Below are 16,579 nucleotides of genomic sequence, written 5' to 3' on the forward strand. Positions count from 1 at the left end.
TGCCCGCGCGGCTCAGGCCGGCAGCGGGCGGGTTTCTGGCGTGGCGCGGGTGGCCGGCGTGCTCGGCAAGCGAGTCAGGCGCAGGGCATTGAGCACCACGGTCAACGAACTGATCGACATGCCGACGGCGGCCCACACCGGAGTGATCCAGCCGAGGGCGGCGAACGGCAGCATGAGGCCATTGTACAACCCGGCCCACAACAGGTTCTCGATGATTACCCGACGGGTGCGCCGCGCCAGGCTGAAGGCTTGCACCAGCGCGTCGAGGCGGTTGGACAGTAACACGGCATCGGCGCTGGTTTTCGCCAGATCGGTGGCCGAGCCCATCGCCACGCTGATGTCGGCCGCGGCCAGCACCGGCACGTCGTTGACCCCGTCACCGAGCATCAACACCTTGCGGCCTTCCTTGTGCAGTTGTTGCAGGACCTGCAGTTTGTCGTCCGGACGCAAACCGCCTCGCGCCTCGTCGATGCCCAGTTCGGCGGCGACGCTGGCGACCATCGGCGAGCTGTCGCCGGACAACAGCAAGGTTCGCCAGCCCCGCGCCTTGCAGGCTTTCAGTAACGCCGGGGCATCGGCGCGCAAACGGTCGTCGAGAACAAACCACGCCAGTGGTCCCTGACTGTCGCCGAGCAGCAGCCACTGGCCCGCTTCATCGGGCATCGAAGGCACAGCGGCAGCACTGAGTTCGCAGACAAATCCCGGCTGGCCAATGCGCAAGCGTTGTCCGCCGACCAGGCCTTCAAGCCCCAAGCCCGGTGTGCTGTGGACTTCTTCGGCGGCCAGTGGTGCGCGGCCAAAGGCGCGGGCGATTGGGTGTTCGGAGCGGTTTTCCAGCGCAGCGGCGAGGCTCAGGCATTGATCACTGTCGAGTGCGGCCAGCGGGCGGATTGAACGTAAAGCGAGGCGCCCTTCAGTCAGGGTCCCGGTCTTGTCGAAGATCACCGTGTCGATCTGGTTCAGGCCTTCCAGCACATGGCCGCGCGTCAGCAACAGGCCGAGTTTGTGCAGCGTGCCGGTGGCGGCGGTCAGCGCGGTTGGTGTGGCGAGGGACAAGGCGCACGGGCAAGTGGCGACGAGCATCGCCAGCACAATCCAGAAGGCCCGCGATGAATCGAGTTCCCACCACAACAGGCCAATGGCGGCGGCGGCAATCAGCGACAGCAGCAAAAACCACTGCGCGGCGCGGTCGGCGATTTCCGCCAGGCGCGGCTTTTCGGCTTGCGCGCGATCCAGCAGGCGGACGATGGCGGACAGTCGCGTGTCCTGGCCCAGCGCCAACACTTGCACGGTCAACGCGCCTTCAACGTTCAGCGTGCCGGCGGTGACTGCATCGCCCGACGTTCGCGGTTGCGGCAGGTATTCGCCGGTCAGCAGCGACTCATCGATGCTCGACTGGCCGTCGAGGATCTTGCCGTCCGCCGGCAGAATCGCGCCAGGGTGGACCAGCACCTGATCGCCGACGCGCAATTCGCTGAGCAGGATCCGCTCACTCTGGCCATCTGCGCTCAGGCGCAGGCATGAAGCGGGCAGCAGGTTGACCAGTTGTGCGGTGGCTGCGGCGGTACGCTCTCGGGCTCGGCGTTCCAGATAACGACCGGCCAGCAGGAACAGCGCAAACATGCCGACGGCATCGAAATACAACTCGCCGACGCCGCTGATCGAGGTCCAGATCCCGGCGAGGTAGGCGCTGCCAATCGCCAGTGACACTGATACGTCCATGGTCAGGTGGCGGGTGCGCAAGTCGCGCATGGCGCCTTTGAAGAACGGCGCACAGCTGTAGAACACGATTGGCGTGGTCAGGAACAGCGCGACCCAACGCAGAATGGTGTGCAGTTCGGGGCTGAGGTCGATGTTGAATTCCGGCCAGGTGGCCATGGTCGCCATCATCGCCTGGAACCACAGCAGCCCGGCGACGCCGAGTTGGCGCAGGGCCAGACGGTTTTCACTGGCCAGTTGTTCGCTGGCGCGGTCGGCTTGATAGGGGTGGGCGGCGTAACCGATATGGCGCAACTCACTGAGCACCTGGCTCAACGGCAATTGCGCGTCGGCCCAGCGTACGTGCAAGCGATGGTTGGACAGATTGAGGCGCGCTTCGGCCACCGCCGGTAAACCGCGCAGGTGTTTCTCGATCAACCAGCCGCACGCGGCGCAACTGATGCCTTCCATCAGCAAGGTGGTTTCGGCGAGGTCGCCGTCGTGGCGCACGAACGGCGCTTGCACGTCGGCGCGGTCGTACAACGCCAGTTCGTCGACCAACTGGACCGGCAAGGCTTCGGGGTTGGCCGATGATTCGCTGCGATGCTGGTAATAGCTTTCCAATCCACCCGCCACGATAGCCTCGGCCACGGCCTGGCAACCCGGGCAACAGAACTCGCGGGTTTCACCCAGGACCGCCGCGGTGAAGCGGCTGCCGGCCGGGACGGGCAGGGCGCAGTGGTAGCAGGGGGTTGGCGTGGTCATGAGGTGGAGTCTATATCGTTCGGGAGGGCCTCATCGCGATGCGCGAAGCGCAGGCTTTTACTTTTTCAGGTCTTCCGCGCCTTGCAGCGGCTCATCGCCCAGCAGCAGGTCCTTGTCATGGCTGACCTGTTCTTCTTCGAACAGGCGCCAGGTCTTGTCGCCCTCGACGCCCAGCAGTTCTACAAAGCGGCGGCCTTCGACCTTGTCGCTCAGTTGACCGATGTAGCGGCCCTGTTCCGTGTCGCTGTGGGCGAGGGTGATCTTGCGATCCTTCTCCGGTTGCGTCGGCGAAATCAGGTTCAGCTCGAGGGTTTTCGGTTGGCTGTTGCCGCTCAAGTGCAGGTCGACTTCGCCGGTCACGCCATCCAGATGCATGCTGGCGCGTAACAGCAGGGTCTGGGCCAACAGTTCACGGTCGAGCGAGCGATTGATGCCTTTGCCGGCCTCGTAGTAGTTGTCGTTCACCAGGTTGTCCGGGTTATTCACCGCGATGGTCACCATGGACAAGGTCAGGGTCACCGAGCAGGCCAGAATCCCGATGATGATCCATGGCCAAAGATGCTTGTACCAAGGACTTGCGGCAGTTGCTGCGGGCATGATCACTTCTCTCAACGAATTTGTGGGCCGATGAATCGGCTCTTGGCTTCAACATGAACGCTGTCGTCATCGGCATCCTTGAGGATGAATTTCACCTCGTTGGTGCTCGATGGCAGTTGTTCCGGTGCACTGGACAGCTCCACCGGCTGGCTGAAAATTTCCCCGGCGGCGACTTTGATTTCGCGCTTGCCTTGCAGCTTGAGGTCCGGCAGACCGGTGGCTTCCAGCACGTAGGTGTGGTCGCGCTGATCCTTGTTCATGATCTTCAGGCTGTAGACGTTTTCGATCCGGCCCTCGGCGTTCTCGCGGTACAGCACGCGGTCTTTGCTGACGTCGAAACCGACCAGCGAGCGCATGAAGAACGCGGTGATCAACAACGAGATCATCGCCAGCAGCACCACGGCATAGCCGATCAGGCGCGGGCGCAGTTTATGGGTTTTTTGCCCGGACAGGTTGTGCTCGGTGGTGTAGCTGATCAGGCCGCGCGGGTACTCCATCTTGTCCATGATGGCGTCGCAGGCGTCGATACAGGCGGCGCAGCCGATGCACTCGATTTGCAGGCCGTCGCGGATGTCGATGCCGGTCGGGCAAACCTGGACGCACATCGTGCAATCAATGCAATCGCCCAGCCCTTGGGCCTTGTAATCGATGCCTTTCTTGCGCGGGCCACGGGACTCGCCTCGGCGTGGATCGTAGGAGACGATCAGCGTGTCCTTGTCGAACATCACGCTCTGGAAACGCGCATACGGGCACATGTAAATGCACACCTGCTCGCGCAACCAGCCGGCATTGCCGTAGGTGGCGAGGGTGAAGAAACCGACCCAGAAATACGACCAGCCATCCGCTTCGCCGGTGAAGAAGTCGAACACCAGTTCGCGGATCGGCGAGAAGTAACCGACGAAGGTCAGGCCGGTGACAAAACCGATCAACAGCCACATCGAATGCTTGCTGAGCTTGCGCAGGAATTTGTTGGCGCTCATCGGCGCCTTGTCGAGCTTGATGCGCTGGTTGCGGTCGCCTTCGGTGACCTTTTCGCACCACATGAAAATCCATGTCCAGACGCTCTGCGGGCAGGTGTAGCCGCACCACACGCGACCGGCGTAGACCGTAATGAAGAACAGGCCGAAGGCACTGATGATCAAAATCCCCGACAGCAGGATGAAGTCCTGAGGCCAGAAGGTTGCGCCAAAAATAAAGAATTTACGCTCCGGCAGGTTCCACCAGACGGCTTGATGGCCGCCCCAGTTCAGCCACACCGTGCCGAAATACAACAGAAACAAAAAGGCACCGCCCATCATCCGCAGGTTGCGGAACAAGCCAGTGAAGGCGCGGGTGTAGATCTTTTCTCGAGAGGCGTAGAGGTCGACGCTGTTGTTCGCGTTCTTGTCGGGTGGAGTGACGTCGTGTACCGGAATCTGGTTGCTCATCATTGCATCCCACGGCAGTGGAAAAATGCCCCGGTCAGTACATGCCGACCGCGGTCAAAAAGGGCTGTTGCAGTGGCGCAATGATACGCCTGAAGCTCTAGCGCAAGGGTGCGACCTTTGGTCACGTTGGTGGAAATCAACGGACGGTGTAATGACTTGAATCAATTGACTTGTGAATTATGGCCGGTTTTGCGGGTGGGGCGAACTCAATCGTCCCATGGGTTGATCAGTGCAACGCCGCTGGATTGAAAATCGCCAGTGTTGCGGGTGACCACCGTCAACCCATGAACCAGAGCGGTCGCAGCGATCAGGGCATCGCTTTCATTGGCGCGGTCCGGCACATGCAGACTGGCACAGCGTAATGCAACGGCAGCATCGACTGGCAGGATTCGGGCATCGAAAGCAGGGATTACGTGTCGCTTCAGCCACGTGCGCAATACTTTCCCTTGTACGGGATCGCGTCGCTCCATTCGCAGGACCCCGGTCTCCAGTTCCTTCAGCGTAATGGCTGAAATAAACAGGCGTGGGGTAATGATGCTTTTCGCCCAGGCCACGACATTGGCGTCAGCCTGGGGTTTGCGCAGTTCGGATATCACATTGGTGTCGAGCAAATACATCAGGACAGGTCCACGGGTCGATGAGTGATGACGGCACGCTCGGTTTCGAACTCGAAGTCTGCCGCTTCCGGCATCACCAACAAGTCGACAATGTTTGCGTTGTGGCCAGTCAGTTTCTGGTACTCCTCAATGCTTAGCAGTACGTGAGCGGGTCTGCCACGGTCGGTGATGATAACCGGCCCCTGACGCGTGGCTTTTTTGGCACTGCTTGTGTCCTGATTGAATTCGCGGCTGGAAATGGTGGTGATGGCCATCATATTTGCCCCTCCTGAAAGTTCTTTGTAGAAACGTTACTACTTGCCAGGCTGCCAAGCAACCGCGGTAGCGAAGCGGGGCGCTACCACCGGTCGTGTAGTTAATACGGCTTAAACAAAACGGCCCCGCCAATCTTCATTGGCGGGGCCGTTTTTTGTTGCTTCAAGCGTTTGCTTTACTGAGCGTCTGCCGCCGGAGCCTTCTCACCGTGAGACAGGCTGTAGACGTAAGCGGCCAGCAGGTGAACCTTGTCGTTGCCTTGCAACTGCTCTTGAGCAGGCATCTGGCCCTGACGACCGTAACGGATGGTCTGCTGCAGTTGAGCGAAGCTCGAACCGTAGATGAACGCGGCCGGATGGGTCAGGTTAGGCGCGCCCATTGCTGGCGTACCTTTGCCTTCCGGACCGTGGCAAGCCACGCAGTTGGCGGCGAACAGCTTCTGGCCTGCAACCGGATCAGCCTTGGTGCCTTCCGGCAGTTTGCGGCCATCGAGGTTCGTCAGGACAAAGGCAGCGACGTCGGAAACGCCTTGCTCGCCGATCACGTCAGCCCACGCCGGCATGACCGCGTGACGGCCGCCCATGATGGTGGTCTTGATGGTGGCCGGCTCGCCGCCCCAGCGCCAGTCGGCGTCAGTCAGGTTAGGGAAGCCGTAGGCGCCTTTGGCATCGGAACCGTGGCAGACCGAGCAGTTGGAGGCGAACAGACGGCCACCCATCTTCAAGGCTTGCGGGTCTTTGGCGACTTCTTCGATAGGCATGGACGCGAACTTGGCGAAGATCGGGCCGAACCGGGCGTCCGACTTGGCCATTTCCTTTTCCCACTCGTGAACGCCGGTCCAGCCGGTCTGGCCGTTGGCGAACGCGGTCTGCTTCTCGTTATCGAGGTAGTTGTAACCCGGCAGCAGGCCTTTCCAGTTGCCCAGGCCCGGGTACAACACCAGGTAGCCCAGGGCAAAAATGATGGTGCCCACGAACAGCATGAACCACCATTTTGGCAGTGGGTTGTCGTACTCCTCGATCCCGTCGAAGGAGTGGCCAACCGTTTCTTCCGTCTGCTCGGCGCGCTGACCCTTGCGGGTAGACAGCAGCAGCCAGGTCAAGGCGAAGATGGTGCCGAGACTGAGGACTGTGACGTACAGACTCCAGAACGTAGTCATTCTTTGTTACTCCTAGAAGCTTGCTCGACGTGCTTGATGGCTTCGGGATCATCCGCGAAAGGCAGCAAGGTCGCGTCTTCAAACTCCGACTTGCGCTTGGGGCTGAACACCCACAACGCCAGACCGATGAAGGCCACCATCACGACAACGGTGCCCAGGCCACGAATCATCCCGATATCCATCTAAATCACCGTTTGCTTTTGATGATGGTGCCCAGGCCTTGCAGATAGGCCACCAGCGCGTCCATTTCGGTTTTGCCCTTCACAGCATCCTTGGCGCCGGCGATGTCTTCGTCGGTGTAAGGGACGCCGAGCGTGCGCAAGACTTCCAGTTTCTTGGCGGTGTCTTTGCCGTCGAGCTTGTTTTCCACGAGGAACGGGTAGGCCGGCATTTTCGACTCAGGCACTACGTTGCGCGGGTTGTACAAATGCGCACGCTGCCAGTCATCGGAGTAACGACCGCCGACGCGGGCCAGGTCCGGACCGGTACGCTTGGAACCCCACAGGAACGGGTGGTCCCAAACGCTTTCACCGGCAACGGAGTAGTGGCCGTAGCGTTCGGTTTCAGCACGGAACGGGCGGATCATCTGCGAGTGGCAGCCGACACAACCGTTGGCGATGAAGACGTCGCGTCCTTCGACTTCAAGCGCAGGACGAGGCTTCATGCCTTCGACCGGCTTGTTGGTGACGTCCTGGAAAAACAGCGGAACGATCTGGGTCAGGCCGCCGATGCTGACGGCGATAACCATGAAGAAGGCCAGCAGGCCAATATTCTTCTCGACTGCTTCATGCTTCATCAGTGAGCTCCAACTACAGCAATCTGAGCGGCGGCTTCGGCTTCAGCCGGGTTCGAGGCACGTACGGTACGCCATACGTTGTAGGCCATGAACAGCATGCCGCTGGCAAAGAACGCACCGCCCAGGGCGCGAACGATGTAGCCAGGGTGGCTGGCTTGCAGCGCTTCGACGAACGAGTAGGTGAGGGTGCCGTCATCGTTGATTGCACGCCACATCAGACCCTGGGTGATGCCGTTGACCCACATCGAAGCGATGTACAGAACGGTACCGATGGTCGCGAGCCAGAAGTGCGTGTTGATCAGGCCCGTGCTGTGCATCTGGGCGCGACCGAACAGTTTCGGGATCATGTGGTAGATCGCGCCGATCGAGATCATCGCTACCCAGCCCAAGGCGCCGGCGTGTACGTGGCCGATGGTCCAGTCGGTGTAGTGAGACAGCGAGTTGACGGTCTTGATGGCCATCATCGGGCCTTCGAAGGTCGACATGCCGTAGAACGCCAGCGACACGACCAGGAAGCGCAGGATCGGGTCGGTGCGCAGCTTATGCCAGGCGCCCGACAGGGTCATCATGCCGTTGATCATGCCGCCCCAGCTCGGAGCCAGCAGAATGATCGACATCGCCATGCCCAGGGACTGAGCCCAGTCCGGCAGTGCGGTGTAGTGCAGGTGGTGCGGACCGGCCCAGATGTACAGGGTGATCAGCGCCCAGAAGTGCACGATCGACAGGCGATAGGAGTAGATCGGACGCTCGGCCTGCTTCGGAACGAAGTAGTACATCATCCCCAGGAAGCCGGTGGTCAGGAAGAAACCTACGGCGTTGTGGCCGTACCACCACTGGATCATGGCGTCAGTCGCACCCGAGTAGGCCGAGTAGGACTTGAACAGACTGACCGGCAGCGACATGTGGTTGACGATGTGCAGCATCGCGGTCACGACGATGAACGCGCCGTAGAACCAGTTACCGACATAGATGTGCTTGGTCTTGCGCTTGACGATGGTGCCGAAGAACACCAGACCGTAAACGACCCAGACAATGGCCAGCAGAATAGCCAGGGGCCATTCCAGTTCCGCGTATTCCTTGGTGGTGGTGTAACCCAGCGGCAAGGTAACGATCGCGCCGATGATCACCGCTTGCCATCCCCAGAAGTGGAAGGCCGCGAGGCTATCGGAAATCAGTCGCGTTTGGCAGGTTCGCTGCACGACGTAATAAGAAGTGGCAAACAGTGCACAACCACCGAAGGCGAAAATCACCAGGTTGGTGTGCAACGGGCGTAAGCGTCCAAAAGTCGTCCACGGCAGACCGAAGTTCAATTCCGGCCATACAAGCTGTGAGGCGATGAAGACACCGAGCCCCATGCCAAGGATCCCCCAGACCACCGTCATGATGGCGAACTGGCGGACTACCTTATAGTTATAAGCAGTCGGACTGATTGCTGTGCTCATTCTAAGGTTCCACGGTTTGGGTGTTTTATTAGGAGTAAAAATCGGCCGCAAGTATGGAGAAAGCAGGGGGTCATTGCAACGCGCCATGACCTGGGTCAATGCTTTCAAAAGCTGATTCTGCGGCCTTTCCATGCGCCGCGTAAGGACAAAATCACCCAAGGGCAAAATGTCGCGGCGGACGAAAATGAGGAGGGGGTCCGGTCAGTTGTAACGGGGTGTGTTCAAACACAACGATCGGGTGACCGACGGCAATTGTCGCGACAGCCGGTATCTACCAGCCTTTGCGGCTTGTCATCGAACAGAATCGTCGAACACATCGGCTAAAAACGACCTGGAACCGGCTCATGCCAGTCCGCACCGAGCAAGCTTAGACCCGAATCTGGTGAACCGAAAGAAAGAGCAAGGGGAGGGTGCGACAATGGGTCGCAAAGAGGCAGGGAACTGCCGCATCCGGGAGAATGCGGCAGCAGAGCGGTCGAGAATTATTCCTGCTTGCCTTGAGCCTGCAAACGCTCGGTGCCGGCACCGTGAGACAGGCTGTACACGTAAGCGGCCAGCAATTGCACCTTATCGTTGCCGAGCAATTCGTTCTGCGCCGGCATATGGCCCTGGCGGCCATGACGAATGGTCTGTTGCAGTTGCGCCAGGCTTGTACCGTAAATAAAACCGGCCGGGTGCGTCAGATTCGGCGCGCCCATGGCTTCAGTGCCCTGGCCGTTTGCCCCATGACAGGCTACGCAGGTGGTGCTGAACAGTTGCTGTCCAGCTTGCAGGTCGGCGCCGCTGTCGGCAGACAACGGCAGACCGGCCAAGTCGTGACGCACATATGCGGCGACATTCTTCACGCCGGACTCACCGAGGATTTCACCCCAGGCCGGCATCGCGGCCATGCGCCCGCCCATGATCGTGGTTTTGATCGTGTCGGCCGAACCGCCCCAGCGCCAATCGCTGTCCGCCAGGTTCGGGAAGCCAAATGCACCCTTGGCATCCGAGCCGTGGCACACCGAACAGTTGGACGCAAACAGGCGCCCGCCCATTTTCAGCGCTTGCGGGTCCTTGGCCACTTCTTCCACCGGCATCGCGGCGAATTTGGCGAAGATCGGCCCGAACTTCGCGTCGGCCTTGTCCATCTCCTTTTCCCATTCATGCACGCCGGTCCAGCCGTTTTCATAGCCCGGCAGAATGCCTTTCCAATTGCCCAGGCCCGGGTAAAGAACCAGATATCCCACGGCAAACACCAGCGTGCCGGCGAACAGCATGAACCACCACTGCGGCAGCGGGTTGTCGTACTCCTCGATGCCGTCGAAGCTGTGGCCCATGGTCTGGTCGACGCTGCCCTTGGTTTCGCCCTTGCGGGTGCCGATCAGCAACCAGGTCAGGCCGATCAGGCTGCCGATAGTCAGTACGCAGATCCACGTACTCCAAAAGGTGGTCATGGCCGGGTACTCCTTGTTTCAGGTTCTTGGGTGGCGTCATCGGGTGTCGGTTCGTCGGCGAACGGCAGCAGGCGCGCTTCGGCGAACTCCGGGTTGCGCTTGCTGTTGAACACCCACAGCGTCAGGCCGACGAAGGCCACAAACACCACGACCGTGCCCAGTCCGCGGATCATTCCACTGCTCATTTCAATGACCATGGCTCACCTCTTGCTCTTGATAGCGGTGCCGAGCACTTGCAGGTAAGCGACCAAGGCGTCCATTTCGGTCTTGCCCTTGAGCGAGGCCGTTGCCCCGGCGATGTCATCGTCGGTGTACGGCACGCCCAAAGTGCGCATGGCGCGGATTTTGGTTTCGGTGTGGCTGCTGTCGAGCTGATTGGCCACCAGCCATGGGTAGGCCGGCATTTTCGATTCCGGCACCACGTTGCGCGGGTTGTACAAGTGCGCGCGGTGCCAGTCTTCCGAGTAGCGACCGCCAACCCGCGCCAGGTCCGGCCCGGTGCGTTTAGAGCCCCACAGGAACGGGTGATCCCAGACGCTTTCACCGGCGACCGAATAGTGGCCATAGCGTTCGGTCTCGGCCCGGAAGGGGCGGATCATCTGCGAGTGGCAACCGACGCAACCTTCGCGGATGTAAATGTCGCGACCTTCCAGTTGCAGGGCGGTGTAGGGCTTCATGCCTTCCACCGGTTTGTTGGTCACGTCCTGAAAGAACAGCGGGACGATCTGGGTCAGGCCGCCGATGCTCACGGCCAGCACCATCAACAACAGCAACAGGCCGACGTTTTTCTCGATTGTTTCGTGTTTCATGGCGGACTCCTCAAGCCATCTGCGCGGCAGCGGCGACGTCGGCAGGCTGCGAGGCCCGTACGGTGCGCCAGGTGTTGTAAGCCATCAGGAACATGCCGCTGAGGAAGATCGCCCCGCCCACCAGTCGCACGATGAAGCCTGGGTGGCTGGCCACCAGGGTTTCGACGAAGGAGTAGGTCAGCGTGCCGTCTTCGTTGATTGCGCGCCACATCAGGCCCTGGGCGATGCCGTTGACCCACATCGAGGCGATGTACAGCACGGTGCCGATGGTGGCGAGCCAGAAGTGCGCGTTGATCAGGCCGATGCTGTGCATCTGCTCACGGCCGAAGATTTTCGGGATCATGTGGTACAGCGCGCCGATGGAAATCATCGCCACCCAGCCGAGTGCCCCGGCGTGAACGTGGCCGATGGTCCAGTCGGTGTAGTGAGACAGCGCGTTGACCGTTTTGATGGCCATCATCGGCCCTTCGAAGGTCGACATGCCGTAGAACGCCAGCGACACCACGAGGAAGCGCAGGATCGGGTCGCTGCGCAACTTATGCCAGGCGCCCGAGAGCGTCATCATGCCGTTGATCATCCCGCCCCAGCTTGGCGCCAGCAGGATCAATGACATCACCATGCCCAGGGACTGTGCCCAGTCCGGCAGTGCGGTGTAGTGCAAGTGGTGCGGACCCGCCCAGATGTACAGGGTGATCAGCGCCCAAAAGTGTACGATCGACAGGCGATAGGAATACACCGGGCGTTCGGCCTGTTTCGGCACGAAGTAGTACATCATCCCGAGGAAACCGGCGGTGAGGAAAAAGCCTACGGCGTTGTGCCCGTACCACCACTGGACCATGGCGTCGGTCGCACCGGAATACACCGAGTAGGACTTGGTGAAACTCACCGGCAACTCAAGGTTGTTGACGATGTGCAAAATCGCCACGGTGATGATGAACGCACCGAAGAACCAGTTGCCGACGTAGATGTGCTTGGTCTTGCGCTTGGCCAGCGTGCCGAAGAACACGATGGCGTAGGCGACCCAGACGATGGTGATCAAAATGTCGATCGGCCATTCCAGCTCGGCGTATTCCTTGGAACTGGTGTAACCCAGCGGCAGGCTGATCGCCGCCAACAGGATTACCAGTTGCCAGCCCCAGAAGCAGAACGCGGCGATTTTCGGCGCGAACAGCTGCGTCTGGCAGGTGCGTTGCACCGAATAGAACGAGCTGGCGAACAGCGCGCAACCGCCGAACGCGAAGATCACCGCGTTGGTGTGCAGCGGGCGCAACCGCCCGAAACTGGTCCACGGCAAATTGAAGTTGAGTTCGGGCCAGACCAACTGGGCCGCGAGAAAAACCCCGAGCCCCATGCCGACGATGCCCCACACCACCGTCATAATGGCGAATTGGCGGACCACCTTGTAGTTGTAGGCGGTACTGATAGAAGTGTTCATGGTTCCCCATCCACGGTTCAGCTGAAGTGAAGTCGTCTGCGCAAGGCAATGACGCTCCCTTCGGCCGGAGTTATAGGCAGACTAAAAGCGAGGCAAGCATGGACAAACAGCACAAGGCCGGTATTGACGGGGATCAATGGGCGCAGTGCGTGCGGGAACACGGATGGCTCTGGAACGCTGCTTCGAAACCGGGTTCACCGACACTGATCCTTGCCCATGGCGCCGGTGCGCCGATGGACAGCGGCTGGATGGACGACATGGCGGCACGCCTCGCCTATCAAGGCGTCAACGTGGTGCGCTTCGAGTTTCCGTACATGGCGCAACGGCGTGTGGATGGCGGTAAACGACCACCGAATCCGGCGCCGAAACTGCTGGAATGCTGGCGTGAGGTGTATGCCATGGTGCGACGCCATGTCACTGGGCCACTGGCCATCGGCGGCAAGTCCATGGGCGGGAGAATGGCGAGTTTGCTGGCGGATGAATTGGGGGCGGATGCGTTGGTGTGTCTGGGTTATCCGTTTTACGCGGTGGGTAAACCGGAAAAACCTCGGGTTGAACATTTGGCGGGGTTGAAGACGCGGACGTTGATTGTGCAGGGCGAGCGCGATGCGCTGGGTAATCGCGAGGCTGTCGAGCGGTATGTGTTATCGCCGAGCATCGAGATGATGTGGCTGGTGGCGGGGGATCATGATTTGAAACCGCTGAAGGCTTCGGGGTTTACCCATGAGCAGCAGTTGGCGGCTGCGGCCCGAAAGGTGAGTGAGTTTTTTGGGAAGTGACTGCCTTTACAGGTCAAAGATCGTCCAAATCGGGAAAGACAATTTTCCCCATCACCCAAGGCTCAACAATCTCGTAATGCACTGTACGCAGAAATGAACCCCATTCAATTCGATTATGGGCATCCGGGCCGGTGACGGTAAGCAAAAGGTACTCGTCCCGAAAGGCGTCATAGGCATAGATCAGCCAGAAATCATTGTCAGGATCGTTGACCAGTGCTGTGCGGTAATACTGGCGTTCGATTTTCGCCCATCGCGCTTGAGTCGTATGAGTGCTTGCCAGGTGGATGTGGTGCATGTCGCTCAGATCGAGCCGTTCGTCCCGTCCGAAAATTGCAGGCAGCTCGTCGCACACTTTGTAGTTGTAAAAGTGTGCTGCGAAGTTTTGCCAGTTGATTATTTGTTCGAAAAGCGCAGAGATTTTGACGGCTGGCATCCAGGCCTACTTTGTAATGGGTAGCCTGCCTGTGATTACAAATTTATCGAACACTTTCTGTCCATCACGCGCGGCTTGCCGAACATCCAGGAATGTCAGTTCATCACGAACAGCCTTTTTGTTGGGGTTGTCGATTTTTTTGGTGGTGGCCATCGGAGCCTCCGAAGGGTGTGTATTCATATCGGCCAGCTTATGTGAATAATTTTTGACCGGCAAACAATAGAACCTGCCCCCCAAGCGTACAAGTCGGTGGATTCTGGCGAAGTTGTAGGCAGAGTCAGCGCCGCTTGAGCGACAATAAAAAACCCGGAAGCTTTCACTGTCCGGGTTTTCTGGTCTTCCAGAAACAATCAGCGGTTAAACCGCTCCACCAACGAATATTGGGTATTCGCGGTTTTCGTCAGCTCTTCACTCAACAGCGCCGAGTTCTGTGCCTGTTCCGAGGTCTGGTCCGCCAGTTGCGAGATATTGCTGATGTTGCGGCTGATCTCCTCAGCCACCGCACTCTGCTCTTCAGTCGCGGCCGCAATCTGGGTGGTCATGTCGGTGATGTTGGCCACCGCTTCGCTGATGCCCACCAGCGCCTGATCCGCTTCCAGTACCCGTGCCACACCTTCTTCGGCCTGACGATGCCCGGCTTCCATGGTTTGCACGGCGGTGCTGGCGGTCTGCTGCAGCTTGGCGATCAGGGCGTGGATCTGCCCGGTGGATTCGCTGGTGCGTTGCGCCAGTTGGCGAACTTCGTCGGCCACCACCGCAAAACCACGGCCCATTTCACCGGCGCGGGCCGCTTCGATGGCGGCGTTCAAGGCCAGCAGGTTGGTCTGGTCGGCGATACCTTTGATCACATCGACCACGCCGCCGATTTCGTCGCTGTCCTTGGCCAGTTGAGTCACGGTCAGGCCGGTTTCACCCACTACCACCGACAGGCGCTGGATGGCTTCGCGGGTTTCCCCTGCGATGTCGCGGCCGCGACCGGTCAGGCGATTGGCCTCCTGGGTGGCGTCGGCGGTGCGCTGTACGTGGCTGGCGACTTCCTGAGTGGTGGCGGCCATCTGGTTGACGGCGGTCGCCACTTGCTCGGTTTCGACGCGCTGACGTTCCAGGCCGCTGGAGCTGTTGTGCGCCAGGGTATCGGACTGTTTCGCTTGTTCGGTCAGGTGCTCGGCGGTGTCCTGCAGACGGGTCAGGCAGGTTTTCAGGCGGGCTTCCTGACTGAGGATCGACATTTCCAGGCGCGCCTGGGCGCCGCGGCTGTCGGTGTACATCTGCGCGATCAGCGGGTCGGAGGTGGTTTGCCCGGCCAGGACCAGCAGGCGCTTGAGACCACGCTGTTGCCAGCTCAACCCCATCAGGCCCAACGGCACCGACAGGCCGGCCGCCAAGGCAAAGCCCCACTGTGACGTCAGCGTGGCACCGATCATGAAGCTCAATTGGCTGACCAGAATGAACGGCAGCCAGTCCTGAAGCACCGGCAGCCATTTATCCGTCGATGGAATGGCGGACTTGCCTTGGTTGATGCGTTGGTAAAGCGCTTCGGCACGCTGGATCTGTTCGGTGGTGGGTTTGATCCGCACCGACTCGTAACCGATTACCTGGTTGCCCTCGAATACCGGCGTCACGTAGGCGTTGACCCAATAGTGATCACCGCTCTTGCAGCGATTCTTGACGATGCCCATCCATGGCAAGCCTTGCTTCAGAGTGCCCCACATGTGCGCGAACACGGCGGCCGGAACGTCGGGGTGACGGACCAGATTGTGCGGTGCGCGGACCAGCTCCTCACGCGAGTACCCGCTGATCTCGACGAACGCGTCGTTGCAGTAAGTGATCACGCCCTTGGCATCGGTGGTGGAAATCAACCGTTGCTGTGCCGGGAAGGTCCGTTCGCGTTGGGTAATGGGCTGGTTGTTACGCATGGCTTTTTCAATCCGCAAGGCTTTGACAGGTTGTCGGCGGTGCCAGGAATTAGTTGAAATTATTTTTCAATAATCAGCGGTGCGTCGCAAAACGAGCATTGCCTCAACCCGCGAGCATCGGATAGGTGAACAGCGTGAAGTGCAGCAGGTTCAGACCGAAATGGGTGGCAATGGCGGCACCCAGACCGCCAAAACGATAGGCCAGGCCATAACCGACACCGGCCAGGGTCGCCAATAGCACCCATTGCCAGCCAGCTCCCACATGCACCAGACCGAACAGCAACGACGCGAGCAGCAGCGCGAGGTTTTCGCCGTAAGGCAGGTGTTTGAACCGACGGCTCAGGCCACCCTGGAAGTAGCCACGAAACAGTGCTTCCTCGACCACCGTGACCAACAACAGATTGTTCAGCAGCCACAGCCAGGCTTGATCCGGCCACTTCGGCGCCCAACTGATCATGCCCAGCAACAACGCGCCACCCAAGGCCAGTACGGCACTCAGCGTCAGGGCGAGGGCGGTGGCGTAAACGCCAAGGCGCCAGGAGCGCCGGCCGACAATCCATGGGCAAACCAATAACAGCCAGAAGCCGATCAGCGGTTTGTCCTGATTCAGGTACATGGAAAACGGCACGGCATCAGCGGTGAGGTATTGAGGGGCGATCGCGCGTCCGTTGAAGAAGCCCGGGAGCAAGTGCATCGCCAGCGCCAGGGTCAGGATGATGAACAGGCCGTGGCCGAGGTAGCGGGCAATCGGGAGTTTTTGTTGGCGAACGGCAACACCGGCCGCGATCAGCAAGGCGATGGTGATCAAGGCCATCCAGCTGAGTTGGCCGTAGGTCAAGGCGAGGCCGAAGCCGAGGGAGAGTAAGGCCAGGTAGGTCCATGGCAGGGCGATCATTGAGCATCCTTATTAGGCAAAATTCTGCGGCATACCCCGGCCCTCCTACAGGGGGGTGGTGTTGGGCATGCAAAAGCGGCGGCGGATTATGGGACGCTAGCGGTACAAATAAAAACACCG

The 16,579-nt window shown here is 60.0% G+C and carries 18 protein-coding genes; 1 reads left to right on the top strand and 17 read right to left on the bottom strand.

The window, feature by feature from the left end; all coding sequences use genetic code 11:
• Positions 1-12: 12 nt before the first annotated feature.
• The 13 genes from AC07N8_RS03735 to ccoN (AC07N8_RS03795) form a co-directional block, all read right to left on the bottom strand.
• A complete protein-coding gene (locus AC07N8_RS03735) occupies positions 13-2,463 on the bottom strand; it encodes a heavy metal translocating P-type ATPase (protein WP_493142141.1) in 2,451 nt (816 codons plus the stop codon).
• 57 nt (positions 2,464-2,520) lie between these two features.
• The gene (locus AC07N8_RS03740) at positions 2,521-3,060 is read right to left on the bottom strand and encodes a FixH family protein (protein WP_123434286.1); all 540 of its coding nucleotides are present in this window, start codon (positions 3,058-3,060) and stop codon (positions 2,521-2,523) included.
• Positions 3,061-3,071: 11 nt separating this feature from the next.
• On the bottom strand, positions 3,072-4,487 hold the full coding sequence (gene ccoG / locus AC07N8_RS03745; protein ID WP_483840248.1) for a cytochrome c oxidase accessory protein CcoG: 1,416 nt from the start codon (positions 4,485-4,487) through the stop codon (positions 3,072-3,074).
• 206 nt (positions 4,488-4,693) lie between these two features.
• Positions 4,694-5,104 (bottom strand): type II toxin-antitoxin system VapC family toxin, encoded by a 411-nt coding sequence (locus AC07N8_RS03750; RefSeq protein WP_493142138.1) that lies wholly within the window; start codon positions 5,102-5,104, stop codon positions 4,694-4,696.
• A complete protein-coding gene (locus tag AC07N8_RS03755; RefSeq protein ID WP_493142267.1) occupies positions 5,104-5,358 on the bottom strand; it encodes a type II toxin-antitoxin system Phd/YefM family antitoxin in 255 nt (84 codons plus the stop codon). The genes AC07N8_RS03750 and AC07N8_RS03755 overlap by 1 nt, the downstream gene beginning before the upstream one ends.
• Positions 5,359-5,534: 176 nt before the next feature.
• Positions 5,535-6,518, bottom strand: a complete 984-nt coding sequence (ccoP, locus tag AC07N8_RS03760; protein ID WP_483840246.1) for a cytochrome-c oxidase, cbb3-type subunit III — start codon at positions 6,516-6,518, stop codon at positions 5,535-5,537.
• Positions 6,515-6,700, bottom strand: coding sequence for a CcoQ/FixQ family Cbb3-type cytochrome c oxidase assembly chaperone (locus AC07N8_RS03765; RefSeq protein WP_003175465.1), 186 nt, complete (start codon positions 6,698-6,700; stop codon positions 6,515-6,517). The genes ccoP (AC07N8_RS03760) and AC07N8_RS03765 overlap by 4 nt, the downstream gene beginning before the upstream one ends.
• Positions 6,701-6,705: 5 nt before the next feature.
• Positions 6,706-7,314 carry a cytochrome-c oxidase, cbb3-type subunit II gene (gene ccoO, locus AC07N8_RS03770; protein ID WP_054054085.1) on the bottom strand — a complete coding sequence of 203 codons (609 nt, stop codon included), beginning with the start codon at positions 7,312-7,314 and terminating at the stop codon, positions 6,706-6,708.
• On the bottom strand, positions 7,314-8,756 hold the full coding sequence (ccoN, locus tag AC07N8_RS03775) for a cytochrome-c oxidase, cbb3-type subunit I (protein ID WP_483840245.1): 1,443 nt from the start codon (positions 8,754-8,756) through the stop codon (positions 7,314-7,316). Before ccoN (AC07N8_RS03775) ends, ccoO (AC07N8_RS03770) begins: the two co-directional genes overlap by 1 nt.
• Positions 8,757-9,238: 482 nt before the next feature.
• A complete protein-coding gene (ccoP, locus tag AC07N8_RS03780; protein ID WP_493142134.1) occupies positions 9,239-10,192 on the bottom strand; it encodes a cytochrome-c oxidase, cbb3-type subunit III in 954 nt (317 codons plus the stop codon).
• Positions 10,189-10,389, bottom strand: coding sequence for a cbb3-type cytochrome oxidase subunit 3 (locus tag AC07N8_RS03785; protein WP_483840243.1), 201 nt, complete (start codon positions 10,387-10,389; stop codon positions 10,189-10,191). Before AC07N8_RS03785 ends, ccoP (AC07N8_RS03780) begins: the two co-directional genes overlap by 4 nt.
• A gap of 3 nt (positions 10,390-10,392) precedes the next feature.
• Positions 10,393-11,001, bottom strand: a complete 609-nt coding sequence (ccoO, locus tag AC07N8_RS03790) for a cytochrome-c oxidase, cbb3-type subunit II (RefSeq protein ID WP_027921705.1) — start codon at positions 10,999-11,001, stop codon at positions 10,393-10,395.
• Between the two features lie 10 nt (positions 11,002-11,011).
• A complete protein-coding gene (ccoN, locus tag AC07N8_RS03795) occupies positions 11,012-12,436 on the bottom strand; it encodes a cytochrome-c oxidase, cbb3-type subunit I (RefSeq protein WP_140667107.1) in 1,425 nt (474 codons plus the stop codon).
• 98 nt (positions 12,437-12,534) lie between these two features.
• Between ccoN (AC07N8_RS03795) and AC07N8_RS03800 the strand changes: the two genes are divergently transcribed.
• The gene (locus AC07N8_RS03800) at positions 12,535-13,215 is read left to right on the top strand and encodes an alpha/beta family hydrolase (protein WP_493142131.1); all 681 of its coding nucleotides are present in this window, start codon (positions 12,535-12,537) and stop codon (positions 13,213-13,215) included.
• A gap of 13 nt (positions 13,216-13,228) precedes the next feature.
• Here AC07N8_RS03800 and AC07N8_RS03805 read toward each other — a convergent pair whose 3' ends face one another.
• From AC07N8_RS03805 to AC07N8_RS03820, 4 genes are all read right to left on the bottom strand, one after another.
• A complete protein-coding gene (locus tag AC07N8_RS03805; RefSeq protein WP_493142129.1) occupies positions 13,229-13,648 on the bottom strand; it encodes a type II toxin-antitoxin system YafO family toxin in 420 nt (139 codons plus the stop codon).
• Positions 13,649-13,654: 6 nt separating this feature from the next.
• Entirely contained in the window at positions 13,655-13,801 is a 147-nt protein-coding gene (locus AC07N8_RS03810; protein ID WP_493142127.1) for a hypothetical protein, read from the bottom strand.
• A 197-nt stretch (positions 13,802-13,998) separates the two neighbouring features.
• Positions 13,999-15,564, bottom strand: a complete 1,566-nt coding sequence (locus tag AC07N8_RS03815; protein WP_483840240.1) for a methyl-accepting chemotaxis protein — start codon at positions 15,562-15,564, stop codon at positions 13,999-14,001.
• 103 nt (positions 15,565-15,667) lie between these two features.
• Positions 15,668-16,459: a CPBP family intramembrane glutamic endopeptidase gene (locus AC07N8_RS03820; RefSeq protein ID WP_493142125.1), complete on the bottom strand. Its 792-nt coding sequence runs from the start codon at positions 16,457-16,459 to the stop codon at positions 15,668-15,670.
• Between the last annotated feature and the right edge of the window lie 120 nt (positions 16,460-16,579).

The sequence above is a fragment of the Pseudomonas sp. GW821-FHT10C09 genome (assembly GCF_059415465.1).